The sequence below is a fragment of the Flavobacterium paronense genome (assembly GCF_030409795.1).
GTDB lineage: Bacteria > Bacteroidota > Bacteroidia > Flavobacteriales > Flavobacteriaceae > Flavobacterium > Flavobacterium paronense.
Genome location: NZ_JAUFQN010000019.1, coordinates 1500550 through 1514547, shown reverse-complemented (window position 1 = coordinate 1514547; position 13998 = coordinate 1500550). Strand labels below are relative to the sequence as shown.

Annotated in this window: 11 protein-coding genes; 3 read left to right on the top strand and 8 right to left on the bottom strand. The window is 35.0% G+C overall.

The window, feature by feature from the left end; all coding sequences use genetic code 11:
• Positions 1–141: 141 nt before the first annotated feature.
• Both QWY90_RS08035 and QWY90_RS08030 read right to left on the bottom strand, forming a co-directional pair.
• On the bottom strand, positions 142–1926 hold the full coding sequence (locus tag QWY90_RS08035) for an ABC transporter ATP-binding protein (RefSeq protein WP_290285349.1): 1785 nt from the start codon (positions 1924–1926) through the stop codon (positions 142–144).
• 126 nt (positions 1927–2052) lie between these two features.
• Positions 2053–4107, bottom strand: a complete 2055-nt coding sequence (locus QWY90_RS08030; RefSeq protein WP_290285348.1) for a M3 family metallopeptidase — start codon at positions 4105–4107, stop codon at positions 2053–2055.
• Positions 4108–4306: 199 nt separating this feature from the next.
• On the opposite strand from QWY90_RS08030, the gene QWY90_RS08025 reads away from it, so the two are divergent.
• Positions 4307–4696 carry a hypothetical protein gene (locus tag QWY90_RS08025; protein WP_290285347.1) on the top strand — a complete coding sequence of 130 codons (390 nt, stop codon included), beginning with the start codon at positions 4307–4309 and terminating at the stop codon, positions 4694–4696.
• Positions 4697–4765: 69 nt separating this feature from the next.
• Positions 4766–5719 carry a transporter gene (locus QWY90_RS08020; protein ID WP_290285346.1) on the top strand — a complete coding sequence of 318 codons (954 nt, stop codon included), beginning with the start codon at positions 4766–4768 and terminating at the stop codon, positions 5717–5719.
• Positions 5720–6189: 470 nt separating this feature from the next.
• On the opposite strand, the gene QWY90_RS08015 is transcribed toward QWY90_RS08020, so the two are convergent.
• The 6 genes from QWY90_RS08015 to QWY90_RS07990 form a co-directional block, all read right to left on the bottom strand.
• The gene (locus QWY90_RS08015; RefSeq protein WP_290285345.1) at positions 6190–7599 is read right to left on the bottom strand and encodes a serine hydrolase domain-containing protein; all 1410 of its coding nucleotides are present in this window, start codon (positions 7597–7599) and stop codon (positions 6190–6192) included.
• Positions 7600–8021: 422 nt separating this feature from the next.
• Entirely contained in the window at positions 8022–8405 is a 384-nt protein-coding gene (locus tag QWY90_RS08010) for an HU family DNA-binding protein (protein WP_290285344.1), read from the bottom strand.
• A 231-nt stretch (positions 8406–8636) separates the two neighbouring features.
• On the bottom strand, positions 8637–9812 hold the full coding sequence (locus QWY90_RS08005; RefSeq protein WP_290285343.1) for an acetyltransferase domain-containing protein: 1176 nt from the start codon (positions 9810–9812) through the stop codon (positions 8637–8639).
• 211 nt (positions 9813–10023) lie between these two features.
• Positions 10024–10788 carry a TIGR02757 family protein gene (locus QWY90_RS08000; protein WP_290285342.1) on the bottom strand — a complete coding sequence of 255 codons (765 nt, stop codon included), beginning with the start codon at positions 10786–10788 and terminating at the stop codon, positions 10024–10026.
• The gene (locus QWY90_RS07995) at positions 10781–12475 is read right to left on the bottom strand and encodes an LIC_10190 family membrane protein (RefSeq protein WP_290285341.1); all 1695 of its coding nucleotides are present in this window, start codon (positions 12473–12475) and stop codon (positions 10781–10783) included. The genes QWY90_RS08000 and QWY90_RS07995 overlap by 8 nt, the downstream gene beginning before the upstream one ends.
• Before the next feature lie 4 nt (positions 12476–12479).
• Complete coding sequence (locus QWY90_RS07990) at positions 12480–13139, bottom strand: ABC transporter ATP-binding protein (RefSeq protein WP_290285340.1); 660 nt, start codon at positions 13137–13139, stop codon at positions 12480–12482.
• 148 nt (positions 13140–13287) lie between these two features.
• Here QWY90_RS07990 and folE point away from each other — a divergent pair, with 148 nt between their 5' ends.
• Entirely contained in the window at positions 13288–13959 is a 672-nt protein-coding gene (gene folE / locus QWY90_RS07985) for a GTP cyclohydrolase I FolE (protein WP_290283963.1), read from the top strand.
• Positions 13960–13998 lie beyond the last annotated feature (39 nt).

Genomic DNA, 13998 nt, shown 5'->3' with positions numbered 1-13998 from the left:
TGCCAAAGATACATATTTCTAATTTAGCGTCCTGATAACAGCATACGTTCTATTTAGCCCCGATAGCAGCAGCTACCGTGTAGCGCGGATAGCGGGACAGTTCGTCCTGAATATTACAAACGTTGTGCTCCTTGAACTTAATTAAGAATTGGAAAACTGTAAATTACTTAGGTTTTTATAAACACCGTTTTCTATTGCTAATAATTCTTTGTGAGTGCCTTGCTCTGAAATTCGGCCTTCATTTAAAACCAAAATAACATCCGCATTTCTGATAGTGGAGAGTCGGTGTGCAATGATGATACTGGTTCGACCTTCCATTAAAGTCTCTAATGCTTCCTGAACCAGTTTTTCACTTTCGCTATCTAAAGACGAAGTGGCTTCGTCCAAAATTAGTATACTCGGATTTTTCAATAGTGCGCGTGCAATAGCAATACGTTGCCGTTGTCCGCCAGAGAGTTTGATGCCACGTTCTCCAACCAACGTATCGAATTTCTCCGGAAATCCGTTTACAAAGTCTAAAGCATTGGCTTGTTTAGCGGCTTTGAATATTTCTTCTTCTGTAGCGTTTGGTTTTCCGTAGGCAATATTTTCGCGGATGCTGCCACCAAATAAAATAACATCTTGCGGCACGATGCTCATATTACCACGCAGGTTTTCTAAATCGAAATCGTAAATGTTTTTATTGTCAATCAAAATTTGTCCGCCCTCTATATCATAAAAACGAAGCAATAGCGATGATATGGTTGATTTACCGGCGCCGCTCGGTCCAACAATAGCTATCTTTTGCCCAAAGTTTGCAGTAAAACTCACATCTTTCAATACTTGAATTTCTTTTCGGGAAGGATAGGAGAAAGATACATTTTTGAACGTAACGTTTCCATTGATTTTTTCGGTAGTTATGGATTGGTTTGAATTAATCTTTTCCGGAGTTTCTTCGAGTAATTCAAATACCCGTTCTGTGGCTCCGACTGCTTTTTGGATTTGCGCATACAATTCGGCTATACCACCAAAAGAAGCGCCAACAAATGTAGAATACAACACAAAAGAAATTAATTGCCCGACGGTCATATCGCCACTGATACTCAACGTAACGCCATACCAAACCACGGCAACAATAGAACCAAATAAGCAAAAGATGATGAAAGAAGCAAAGTAGCCTCTGTATTGTCCGCCTTTAATTCCGATTTTGACGATTTCATTTATCTTGCCTTTGTAGCGTGCAATTTCGTACCATTCGTTAGCAAAAGCTTTTACGTTACTAATGCCCTGTAATGTTTCTTCTACAATTACCTGACTTTCGGCTACCTGATCCTGTGTTTTTTTAGAATACTTTCTGATAAACCTTCCGAATATAACAGCTGCAACGGCTACTAATGGCACGACAGCGAGCATCATTAAAGTTAGTTTTAAACTTTGTGTAGCTAATAGAATTACGCCACCAATAATCAAAATGAATTGGCGTAGAAACTCAGCAATCGTCGTTGTTAAAGTATCCTGGATTTGTGTTATATCAGAACTGATGCGACTGTTTAATTCACCCACACGTTTTTGCGAGAAGAAGGACATCGGTAGTTTAATCAAATTACTGTATAGAGCCAGTCGGAGATTGGCCAAAGTATTCTCCGTAAAATTGACAAATAGCGACAATCTGAAAAAAGAAAAAATTGCCTGAAACGATAAGATACCTACCAAACTCAAAGCAATAGTATTGGCTTCGCCGTTGTTTTTGTTTTTTACACAATCTACTAACATCCCCATTAATTTAGGAAAGGCTAGTGCTGTGGCACCAGTGAAGAGCAGAAATACTAAGCCAACATAAAACTTCCATTTATGATTCTCGGCATATTTGAATATCAACAAAGCTTTATTAAGTGAACTTGCATTTAGTTTTACTTTGGGTAAATCATTTTCTTGAAATCGGGCCATTGTATTTTTTTTACAAAAGTATGTGTTAAAGCATTATAATTAGACGTAACATTTCTTAAATAAAACAAAAAAAACTCAGGTCCAGACCAGAGTTTTTTTGCAATACTATTTTTTCTTCTTGATTCTTTATTCTAAACCAAGACTTTTGATATAGGCTTTGTTGTTGGATGGTCTTCCTAAGAATTTTTCTACCGCTTTTACTATATCACTTTGTGTTCCGTTCGCGAGTATTAATTCACGGTAGCTAACACCAGTTTTAGTGTCTTTAAGTCCGTTTTTTTCAAATGCTGTAAACATGTCTAACGCATATACTTCAGACCATAAATAACCATACATATAGACCGGATGGGTATTCACATGTATCCAGTTGGCTTGATAATGAGTTCCGGAATAAAAATCCATTACCCCCAATTGTTTGTCAATTGTTTTCCAGATATCCCCAGAAGGAACCGGAGCTGCTGCATTGTATTTGTCATAAAGATTCATATCATACAAACAACGCACAAGCTTTTGGATAGAAGCCAAACCAGAGCCTACTTTTCTTGATTTTATCATATTGTCAAAAGTAGCTTTTGGGAGTACTTCTCCTGTTTTATAATTTTTGGCAAACGTGCTAAGGACATCATAATCTAGTATCCAGTTTTCAAATATTTGTGACATAGCCTCTGTAAAATCTGATTTAGACTCTTGTTGAGATGAAAACTCTCCGTGATAGGACATCATATTCATGATATGTCCAAATTCATGAAATAACGTATTAAGTTCTTTTTGACTCAACAACGAAGGTTGTGTTTTGCTTGGTCGGGTAAAATTGCCAAGCAGCATCGAAACCGGAATTTCTTTTCCTTTTCCTGAAACAATGTTTACACCATAAAACCAAGTTTCCTTATTTGGTCTCGGAAATAAATCCAAATAAAATCGTCCTTTTAATTTACCGCTTTCAAACACTTCATACATTTCTACTTCTTCATGCCAAACAGATGGGTTTTGTACTTTTCTGAATTCAAAACCTAATAATTTCTGATAAATATCCATCATTCCTTTTAGACATTTATCCATTGGGAAATAAGCTCTAAGTTCTTCGTTGTTAATTTGGTATTGTTTTTTTATGATTTGATTTTTATAAAAACCAATGTCCCATGGTTGTAATTTAGCATCCTCCTTTGCTAGTTCTACTTTCTTTTCAATTTCTAATAAACTTACATCGCTTTTTGCTTTTTCTTTTGAACGGCTTACTAAATCGTTGAGGAAATTCCATACCGTTTTTGGATTACTAGCCATTTTAGGAACCAATGCATAAGCAGCATAAGTTGGATAACCCATGAGCTTTGCCAACTCATCGCGCTTTTTAACCATACTATCTAAGATAGCCAAGTTTTTATCGGCAGCTCTGTCATAAAATTTAATATAATAAGCTTTTCTTGTTTCTTCAGCTGTTGCATTGTTCAAAACCGTTTCGCTGGTTGCATTGATAATCGGAATTTCGTACTTCCCATCAGCAACTTTATAATTATTTTTAAAATCTTCCGGTAGTCCATCAGCTCCTTTTTCATCAAGAGATAAAATCTCTTTAGAAGCATTCATATTGTTAGAATACGAAGAAGAAAGCTCACCAATTTCTTTAGTCAGGTTTTTGTATTTGGTAAGTTGTTCCGAATTTAGATTCACTCCCGAGCGTTCAAAACCTTCTATCATATCATCAACTAAATACCTTTTATTTCCTTTGAGTTGTTTGTAGGAAGCAGATTCTTTAAAGCTTTTCATCTTTTTATAAATTCCTTTATCCGAATAAATGACCGTCGAAAGTGAGTCCAGCAGTTGATAACTCACTAGTCCTTTGGTACGAATAATCGAATCTGCTGAAACCCAATTCAGCATAAAGCAGTTGTTGCTTGCTGTCCCCATTTTGTTTTTGATGTCATCCATCGCTCCGAAGACATTGGCGAATGTTGCTGTTTTTTGTTTTTTTAGTGTTGCTATTGTCGAAGTAACGTCGGCAATAGTTTGTTTTGCATAATCAGCAACATCTTCAGATGTTACTTTAGCGTAATCAACAGGAACATTCATTCCTTGTAGAAACGGATTGTTAGCTTTCTTTGTTTTAGATTGAGAAATAACGCTATGGGTTGAGAATAAGCAAATTGGAATGAGTAAATAAAACGAGTGCTTTGGTAAAGTCATTGTATAGTATATTGATTTTTATTAGGTTGCATAGACAACTTTTTCGAGGGCTAAATATAATGGATTTTTTGAATATGTAAAAGCTTGGTGTAATGCTATATTTCTTTTGGAAGAAAAGAGGGTATTAATTTAGTATAATACTAAAATAGGATTGAAATCATAAGACAACTTACATTTTAATTTTTACTTTTGCTTCAGTTTGAAAACACTATTTGCCATATCCTTTTTTGTTGCATTGCTCTGGCAGTCGGTCTTCCAGTTGACCTATATTGGCTATTGGGAAATCAATAAAGAAAAGATTGCCAAAACCGAATGTATCAACCGCTTCAAACCCATGATGCATTGTAACGGAAAGTGCCAGCTTTATCGCGAACTTAAAAAAGCCGCAGACGAAGAAGCCGAGAACAACAAATTGCCCGTAGCCGTTTTAAAAATTAAAACCCTTGATACATTTATTGCAATGCCTTCTAATTGGCAATTGAATACTATTAGCATTACAAAACCATCTCTTTCTTTTTGTACTGCTACCAAGGGATTATCACCTGGGTATACTCTCTCACTAAAAAAACCTCCGCAGACTTTAGCATAATTTCAATTATACTTTGGCTTCCAATATTTGGCTAGCCAAAACTACTATGAACTTATCTAATTTAAAACAATGAAAAAAACAATCTATATGATGGTTATTGCTCTTGTGGCAACAACCTATAGCTATAGCCAATGTGCTTGTTGTGCCGGTGCAGGAACCGGAGCAGCCAATGGTGATTTTAACAACGGCATTTTAACCTTAGCCAAAAAGCAATTTGTAGTCGAAACCTATACTGACTACCGACACATCAATCAAAACCTGCCACCGGTTACTGATGTTACTGATGAGGAAGCGCCGTTAACAAGTATGCTGATACAATCTTTAGGAGTGCGTTATGGTTTGACTAAATCGGTTACGGTTTCGGCTTTGGTGCCTTACGTGTTTCTGCATACCGATACCGGGAATGACAATGGTATAGGCGATTTAGTAGTGCTGGGAACTTTTGCTGTTTATAACAAAAACAACTTTAGTTTGGCATTACAAGCAGGAGTAGAGCTACCAACCGGAATTCAGAAAAACGCTAACTTTGATAACACTACTGTAATAGTAGGGTCAGGTTCGTATGATCCTATGGTAGGTATTGTTTTGGCTAAGCGTTGGGACAAGCTGGCATTGCAAACCAATGGTTTATACAAACACACAACTAATGGTTTTCAGGATAATTACTATGGAAGTATTGCCATACAAAACGTGTCATTAAGTTACAGCTTAAAGACAGGTAGTGCTTTTTGTCCTTTGGTTACAGATACAAAAACGGATGATAAACCAAAACAAGAAATATCAAACTTAGGTTGGACGGTTTTTGGTGGTTATTATGGCGAATGGTTAGATATGTTAAAAGAGGATGGGGAAGTAGACCATGATTCAGGTTACTATATGGGTTTTGCTACGCTTGGGAACAACATTAGTTATAAGAAATGGAGTTTCCCGTTAACCGTTTCGTTGCCGGTAATTCAGAATATGAATGGGGAACAAAATACGGGAGGTTTTCGACTGCGGTTGGGAATTATAAGATCATTTTAATAAAAAAAGGCATTCCGGTTGGAGTGCCTTTTTTGTTTTTAATTATATGTGAATAAGTTATTGATATTAAACGGTTGTTATCACACGTTTTGCTGTTCATTCAAGCTGTTCTGTTGAAGTTCTTGCAAATGTTTATTCAATCAAAATTGTTTGATTGGTTCGCACTATTCCGCTTAAAACATCAATAACCTTTCCTGCTTTGATAGCTTTAATTTTTCATTGAGCAAAGGATACATTGCACGATGCAATTACTATCAGCGAAATAGAGAGAAGCCGTTTTTTCATGGTTTGTTTTTGAATTAGCATACTGTTTATTCGGAGCGTTAAAATGGCTGATAACGTACCCGCGCCAGATATAGTCGCGGCTTTTGGAGCGTGATTTCTCCATTTTGAGAAAACAAATATAGTAAGAAAGTCATTCGATTAACACAAACGTAGCGATTGTGTTTGACGCTTTTTATGTGCCGTTTTTATTTTTTTATTCCCGTCCAATGTGAAGTAAATTTTCGTCCTTCACTATATGAAATGCCGAATATCTTGTCGTCAATTATATATCCTGAATGGTAATAAACGTTGTCTTTGTCGCCTGTTGTGAATGCAAAATATAAATTTTCCCAATCAGTGTTAAAATAACCACCAGTAAATTTAGTACCATAAAATTCTCCTTCAAATTCTTTGCCTTTGGTTGGAGTTAAGATAAAATCTTTCAAATAGGGTTCGCTATTTGGGTCTGGTCGTAGGTCAAGTAACCAAGTTCCTTTTACTTTATCAAGGTTTAAGGCATTGCTGCTATTTTCTTGTTTTTTAAGTATTGGTATTGTTGCTTTTTGTCCTGTGCTTACTAGATATAATTGTTCTGAAAGTTCATATAAATTTGTTCTATTTGTATTGTTAAAAACAATAATCGTTTTTTTATCATCAATAGAATGTATCCAATTGGAACAAGAACCTAAAAGACCGCCTGTTCTGTATATAAAAGGCTTGTTAAAAGTACCATAACCATCTGAATACCAGAAACCACCTAAGGCTGCCCCATCTAATTTGTTATTCGGTTTGAGCATTAATTTTGTAGTGGACTCATTTAATAAACTATAATTGAAAATGCCATTATTAAACTTAAACAAATCTTCCACTGTTGAGTACATAGCAGCAGAACCAAAATAGTTCTCTATGAAATAAGGTTCGTCAGATGTGATTTGATTTGTGGAATCTTCAATTGTATACGAACTTGTAAGTCCAGGAATTATATCTTTTGAGTTTAGCAAACCAGTGTTCTCCATTTTTAAAGGGTTCAAAATGTTTTCTTGCAAGAGACTCGAAAAAGATTTTTTGGAAACATTCTCAATAATTTTATGCAATATGGTATATTCAGTATTGCTGTAATTACTTTTTTCTCCTGGTGTGAACTCTAAATTTTCACTACAATATTTATCTATAAATTCGTCAATTGTTATAGGTAACTGATAAGGTCTCATCCATAAGTTTTTGACAGCATTAGGAATTCCAGAACTGTAGGTGAGTAAATTTTCAATAGTTACTTTATCTTTAGCTTCACCCTTATAATTTGGATAGTATTTTCCGAAAGTTGCATTCAAATCAATTTTGCCTTCTTGATAAAGTTGAAGAATAAGAACTGCTGTAAAGGTTTTGGTAATTGAAGCAATTTTGAATTTAGTTTTAGAGTTCATCGTTGTTCCGGCTTGTCTATTGGAAACACCAATTCCAGCCAAGTAGTCTATCTGTCCATTTGTTGCAACTAAAACCGCTCCATTAAAATTCTGAACAGTGTTGTAATAGTTTACAATTTCTGAATATTGGTTCGTTTGTCCAAAAGTTAGTTTGGAAAGTAAAATTATTACGATGAGAAAAAAGTATTTCATATCTATTTTATTAGTTTGTTTAATGTTAATTGGGTTACGCTGTAAAATGGCACATAACTTATACATACAACATCAATACTCATTAATGTTATTCATGTCTTCTGATAAATATCAAGTTAATTATAATAAGTCTTAGCTAATGTAGGAAAAAATAATAATAAATCGCTATGGTTTAAAAATGTACACAAAAAGTGTATCTCCGTTCAAAAAAATATTCTTATTACACGCTTTTATTACTGTTTCTAATTGGTGCGTATCAATCTTTTAATTCATACGTATCAATCATTCAATTCATACGTATGAATTAATCAACTCATACGTATGAATTTTAAAAGAGTGTTCTAGTGATAAAACAAAAAAAAGCCCCAACTCAATTAGAGTTGGGGCTTACCCTGTTCTTTTCCTAAACAATTGCAAACAGCTTAGGCTTGCTTTTTAAACGAAACGTCTTTTAGGAAACTCTGCATTCGTTTACCGGGACGGAAGTTGATGCGCGATTTAATAATAGCACTAATGCTTACAGCATCGGCTGTTAGGGAACCTTCGGAGCTGATACCCACCTGAAAGGAGCCTAAACGTCCTAGTTTTACGATACGTCCTTGTGCTAGCTCATCGATAATGTTTTTCTCTAACGAAATCAACACGGCATAACAGTCGGCTTCGGTAACGGTGTTCTGATCGGAAATCATTCTCGCTAATGTATCCAAATCTACTTCGCCATCGGCAATTGCCTGGGCATAAAACTTCTGTGGTGCCGTCAAATCCTGTGGATTTCTGCGCGATACGGCTTTGAATTTTACTGACATAATTATTATGTTTTAAATTAATATTGTCAGACCGTCATCAATAGCTGCGCCAAAGCAATGCCACAGTGTCGTTTTTGTCACTTTTTGCAGGTTTCTGCAGGTTTCTGCAGGTTTTCGTATGTTTTGGTATATTTTGGTATGTTTTGGTATGTTTTGGTATGTTTTGGTATGTTTTGGTATGTTTTTGCCGAAAAATGTAATGCATGGAATAGCATAGTTTACATTCGGAAGCTACAAATAACTCAACCACGATTTATCTTTATGGCTTTGTTTATAGTTGTCAAACCATTTACATAACGGATAGAGTAGCAAAATGATACTTGCCCAGATGACATAAACCCAAATCAAGCTCACTCCATAGCCTTTCATTCGCGGTAATTCGGTTATCCAGCCTTCTAGGATTAGTTTCTCCCAGCCATAACCAGCCAGTTGAGCATATAGCATTGCCGCTAAATGAATCACATACAAATGGATGATGTAATAAAAGAACGGCACTCTACCAAAAGTGGAAAAGAAGTTCACCACTTTACCCTTGAGGTTTTCAGAATTGGCAAGGAAAAGCAAAGTAAATCCAATGGTCATCAACAAATAGAGTAGTGATGGCGGATATTTTGAAGGGTTAAAGAAAACAATGATGTCTTGTGAGAGATTGTTATATTCTTTATATAGATAGTGGTCACCATAGAAATTGGTCAAACGCAATCCTACAAATAGTCCCAAAGCTAATAAGCCAATAGTGTTGAATAGCTTTCGTCTTTTGGCTTGACCAAAATCAGCGTTGTAAAAAGCACCAAAATAATACCCCAATGACATAACGGCAATCCACGGAATAATAGGGTAGCCCACTATGAAAAGATAGTCTTTTGTTATCGGGAAGATTCCGAATTCATGGAATATAGACCAATATTCATTTCCTTTAAAATGAATGGTATCTAACAAATTGTGTCCGGCAATTAGTATCACACTAAACCATAAAATGGCTTTTCGTGGCAGGTGAATTACAGCTGATAAGACAGTCATGCTTATTCCCAATGCCCAAATGGTCAGCAATCCAGGGTTTCGGAACTGGAGATCAAAATACCACCCAAAGTTCACAATGGTCAGTTCAATAAAAACCAACCACAACCCGCGTTTAAATAAGAAAGCGGATAATTCACTTTTTGATTTTCGTTTCCCAACCATAAAAGCAGACATACCCGCTAAAAAGCTAAAAGCCGGTGCGCAAAAATGGGTAATAAACCTCGTGAAAAAGATGGGCAACGTTGACTGTGTTGGGTCGGTAGGGTCAAAATAAAAAGCAGAGAAATGAAAGTAATCACGGGTATGGTCTAATGCCATGATTACCATGACTAATCCTTTTAACAAATCAATCGATTCAATGCGGTACTTGGTAAGTGTTGTCGTCATTTGGTTTTGGTTTGGTTAGTTATAAAGAGACAAATTATGACTCGGTAATACTAGGTTATATAACGACTTGGGGAATTGTGCGTTGTAAATGTAATAAAAATAAAGAAACGAGAAGAAAGAAGAAAGAAACGAGAAGAAAGAGAAAAGAAAATATAATTTAATTCACAATATTTCGGTCTTTCTTCTTGTTTCTTGCTTCTTTTCTCTTCTATTAAAATCCTTCAAACACACCTAAACCAAACAAAGCAAAGTCATATTTTACAGGATCATTGACATCGAGTAGACGAAGTGAAGTATCTAATTCGGTTAAGGCTTTACTATCATTTTGTTTTCGGGAAAGTAACCCTAATTTACGGGCTACATTGCCTGAGTGGACATCAAGAGGACATGAAAGTGAAGCAGAAGAGATGCTTTTCCAAATACCAAAATCAACCCCTTTGTTATCTTGCCTAACCATCCATCGGAGGAACATGTTGATTCGTTTGGCTGCCGAACCTTGCATCGGGTCAGATACATGTTTCATCGTTCGGGATTGATGAGCAATTTCAAAGAACAGCTTCTTGAATTCGGATATACTTGGCTGCATTGATAATGGTTTCTGATTTTTGGCGAAAGCCATTTCCAAACCCTTATGATTAATGTAAATATGTTGCAATGCTTTAACAAACGTTTTAAAATCCTCGTTGTTAAAAGTACGGTGCACAAAATGATCGAGTTTTTCCAATTGGGTATCATTGTGTTCCATAATGAAATCGTAAGGCGAATTACCAAGCATATCCATCATTCGTTTGCTGTTGTTGATAATCATTTTGCGGTTGCCCCAAGCGATGGTTGCCGTTAAAAAACCTGCAATTTCAATATCTTCTTTTAACGAAAACAGATGCGGAATTTGAATTGGGTCGCTGTCGATAAAGTCTAATGTATTGTATTGAATTACTTTCTCGTCCAGAAATTCTTTGAGCTCGGTTTTATTCATGTCCGCTTACCTTTTGAGCATAAAACCCATCATTCAAATCAGTGCTTCGCTGTTGCGGAATATAGAAAAACCCATGTTCAAAATACTTTAGCTGTTCTTCGTTTACACATGGCAAGTTTCCATTGCCGGTTACCCAAAAGAACGAAGTGTCAATAGGCGAATGATAGGACATATTGCCAACACTTCCTCCTTTGTATTCAGGTTTCCATTTAGAATTTGGCTCCGGAATAACACTATTTTTTAAATGAAACGTGCTGTTTTGAGTTAATAATGCATTTTTTGTTAAACTCCCAAATGACAACGGAATAAATAACAAAATCGCAATTAGCATCATGTTTAAAGCATAAAAGCGAAGTATCCATTTTGGGTTAGTAATCCATAACGATAACCATAGCAACAAAAAGAACAAAGTAAAATAAACATAAAAACGATACTGTGGCGAACTAAAGCACAACAAAACTGCCAATACGACAAATACAAAATAGATAGTCCAGATGGCTTTTGGCAAACGTTTTAGTACTATTACGATTGGTGAGATTATAAGAGTAAGAAGCGATATAACACCTATATAACCTGACATTCCATTATATAAAAAGTAATGTTTTACTATATCCAATGAAGAAGCGCCAGTAAAAGCACTGTTGTCTATATAGAAAGAATTTAACATGCTTTTGCTAAAGAAGAAATCCATGATAATACTCGGAACAGTATAATCTAAATCATCTATTCTAAAGGAAAGCAACGGGAAAAGCGGATAACCTGTGAGCATCGTATTTTTTAAAACAAATAAGAGCAAAACTAAACTTCCGATAGCGCTAATTTTGAATACTTCTTTCTTTAAAACGGAAAAGTTTTTTAGCAGTAAAATAAATGGAAATAATAGTAAAACAACTGCTGTAATCTTAATAAAAATGGCAAATAATGCTAGGATTGTAATTATAACAAAAGAGTCTTTATTATCTTGATTTAGTATATATATTGAAAATAACATAAGTCCAAAAAGATACACCGGAAAATCAGGTGAAGGAGAATTGATAAACTGAAACAGAAAGACATATGTTAATGGCAATAAGCCAAAGACTAAATCCATTCTATTGGCATTTGTAAAGTAAGAATGTAGTTTTTGGAACGCAAAGAAATTTCCCAGTATCAAACAAAACCCATTTAAATCATTAAATCGATCATACAAAAACGAAAGACTATAAACGCTTTGAGTAATATGCCAACCGCTGGTTTGCCCAAAAAACAAATGCAGATTTGCCAACCCTTTTACAAAGCCATACTCATTGAGCCACTTGATGGTTTGAACATAATAGGATTCGTTATCAATGATAAAAGGAAGTGTAGCACTTTGAGCCAACAACAGCAAACTACTAACTGTCAAGAGGATTTTGATGGAAAAGGAGAACGATTTGATTTGGATTAATGCATGCTGTATAATCGAAATAGCAGTTGCTTTGTTTTTGTACCAAAACAACACAGACAATAGTAGTAAAACCAAGTGAAATGCAATCGAGATTGGAGCAAAGAAAGCCCAAATGGTTGCTAAAAGAGTAATTGAAAACAATCCTAAAATGGGCGTTATAACCACTTCAAAATATTGAATGCGTAATGCTTTCGAGAACGCAATTCCAAAGGAAGTTGCAGTTATGAAAATATAAAGCCAATTAAGTAGAATGAGTAGCATACTATCAAATAATTAGTCCATCTTTCATTACCAACTTTCTGTCAGCCATGTTGGCAAATTCTTCATTATGGGTAACAATCACAAAGGTTTGTCCAAACTCATCTCTCAATTTAAAAAACAATTGATGTAGGTTTTCAGCTGAAGCTGTATCTAAATTTCCCGAAGGCTCATCTGCAAAGATAACGGCTGGCTTATTTATTAAGGCACGCGCTACTGCGACACGTTGTTGTTCGCCACCAGATAGTTCGTTTGGTTTGTGATTTATTCTTTCGGACAAGCCAAGGTATTCTAATAATCTTTTGGCTTCAACTTCGGTTTCTTTTTTTTCTTTTCCGGCAATGTAGGCTGGAATGCAAACGTTTTCTAAAGCAGTAAATTCAGGTAATAATTGATGAAACTGAAAGATAAAACCCAAATGTGTATTTCTAAACTTAGAAAGTGCTTTGTCTTTCATTGTCAATATATTTTCACTATTTATATGAAGTGAAGTGTCATTTGATTTAGCCGGATTATCAAGCGTTCCCAGAATTTGCAATAAGGTAGTTTTTCCTGCTCCGGAAGCTCCAACAATTGATACGATTTCACCTTGTTGAATGTGTAAATCAACTCCTTTTAGCACGTGTAAACTATCGTAATATTTATGGATATTTTTGGCAATAATCATTGAATCAATTTTTCACAAAGTAACAAAGTATTTTCATTTATTATACAGTATAAGATTTTTTTATAGTTGAATAATTTATTAGTTAGCTTGGCGAAAATCATAATGTTTAACTTTTACATACTTTTGTTGAACAAAATAAATACTTCTTATGAACACAACCATTGAAAAAGAATTATTTGAAATGATTGGAGACAATCATCAAATGACCTCAGCAGAAACTCCTTTGCGAGTTGATGCTTTTTTAAAATCTGATAAAGAAAAAATTGCAGCCATCGAAACTCATTTCCATAAAATTATGGATGAGATTGGTTTAGACATGACTGATGACAGCTTAAGAGGAACGCCACATAGAGTTGCCAAGATGTTCATACAAGAAATATTTTCCGGATTAAATCCGAATAATAAACCAAAGATATCCGTTTTCGATAATTCTTACCAATATGATAAAATGTTGGTTGAAGCTGATATTAGTTTCAATTCTACTTGTGAGCATCACTTTTTACCTATCATCGGAAAGGCACATATTGGGTATGTTTCTAGCGGAAAAGTTATTGGTTTATCCAAATTGAACAGAATTGTTGATTATTATTCAAGAAGACCACAAGTACAAGAGCGTTTGATTATGCAAATTTTTAATGAGCTAAAATCGGTTTTAGAAACAGACGATGTAATTGTGATGATGGAAGCAAAACATTTATGCGTATCGAGTAGAGGAATTAACGACGAAAGTAGCTTTACCTCTACTATTCAATACGGTGGAATATTTAATGAAAAAGAAAATAGGAATGATTTCTTTAACTTAATCAAGAAAGAGAAATAAAAAAAGTTTGTTAGGTTACTGTTTTTTGATGAAGGAACC